Origin of the sequence: Pseudooceanicola lipolyticus, assembly GCF_002786325.1 — a bacterium.
GTDB lineage: Bacteria > Pseudomonadota > Alphaproteobacteria > Rhodobacterales > Rhodobacteraceae > Pseudooceanicola_C > Pseudooceanicola_C lipolyticus.
Window position 1 is genome coordinate 1 of sequence record NZ_PGTB01000348.1, and the last position, 1,331, is coordinate 1,331.

Sequence of the window (1,331 nt, forward strand, 5' to 3'; positions counted from 1 at the left end):
AGCTTTCGGCGGTGGCGATCAGCCGGCCGGCCTGCCGCGCCAGCTCGAGGATCCGCGCCGCGGTCATGCCGCCATCATCCCGTGGGCGATTGCGGCGCCGATCACCACGCAGAGCGCGGCCAGCACCCCGGCGATCACGTCGTCCAGCATCACGCCCAGCGGATCGCCGCGCCGGTCGGCCCATCCCACCGGGCCGGGTTTCCAGATGTCGAACAGCCGGAAGAAGACAAAGGCGGTGATCCAGCCGGGCCAGAGCGCGGTGATCGGAATGCCCATCGACCAGGCCGGGTAGGACAGCGGCAGCAGCGCGATCAGCTGGCCGGCCACCTCGTCGATGACGATTTCCGAAGGATCCTCGTCCTCGCTGCCCTCGGTCATGACGGTGGTGGCCCAAATGCCGACGATAAAGATCGCCGCCGTGGCCAGCAGCAGCAGGGGAAAGCCGCCCAGCACATGCAGTGCCCAGCCCAGCGGCAGCGCCGCCAGCGATCCCCAGGTGCCCGAGGCCGGGGCCAGATAACCGATGCCGAACACGGTGCCGGCCATGCGCGCCAGGATACTCATGCCGCCACCAGCGTGGCGGTGGCGATGGCGGCGATCCCTTCCTCGCGCCCGGTAAAGCCCAGCCGCTCGGAGGTGGTGGCCTTGACCGAAACCGCGCCGGCCTCGATCCCGATGATCCGCGCCAGCGCCTGTCGCATCGCCGCCGAATGGGGGCCGATCTTGGGCTGTTCACAGATCAGCGTGCAGTCGATATTGCCTATGCGATAGCCCATCTCGCGGGCCAGGTCGGCGGCATGGCGCAGGAAGATCTCGCTTGCCGCGCCTTTCCATTGCGGATCGGAGGGCGGGAAATGCTGGCCGATATCGCCCTGGGCCAGCGCGCCATAGATCGCATCGGTGATCGCGTGCATACCCACATCCGCGTCCGAATGCCCCTGCAGCCCGCGCCCATGCGGCACCGCGATGCCACACAGCGTCACGTGGTCGCCCGGTCCGAACCGGTGCACGTCAAAGCCATTGCCCAGTCTGACGGTCATTGCGCCTCTCAATATTCGTTCGGCCCGGGTGAAATCGCCGGGCAGGGTCACTTTCAGATTGTCCGGATCGCCGGGCACGATGGCGACATCGATGCCATAGGCGCGCGCCACCTCCACATCATCGGCGGCCCCGCCGGGATGGGCGGCATGGGCGGCGCGGATCTCGTCAAACCGGAACCCCTGCGGCGTCTGCGCCCGGAACAGGCCGGCGCGGTCGCGGGTGCCGCTGACCAGCCCGTCCTGGCCCGTCCACAGCGCATCGGTCACCACCAGTGCCGGGGCGGCGCCCTG

The 1,331-nt window shown here is 69.0% G+C and carries 2 protein-coding genes; both read right to left on the minus strand.

Going from position 1 to position 1,331, the window contains the following annotated elements; all coding sequences use genetic code 11:
- Positions 1 to 63 precede the first annotated feature (63 nt).
- Complete coding sequence (locus CVM52_RS25810; protein ID WP_100165065.1) at positions 64 to 564, minus strand: phosphatidylglycerophosphatase A family protein; 501 nt, start codon at positions 562 to 564, stop codon at positions 64 to 66.
- Positions 561 to 1,331: 2-C-methyl-D-erythritol 2,4-cyclodiphosphate synthase (gene ispF / locus CVM52_RS25815; RefSeq protein WP_100165066.1), on the minus strand; the 771-nt coding region annotated here is incomplete at its 5' end. The genes ispF and CVM52_RS25810, both read right to left, overlap by 4 nt.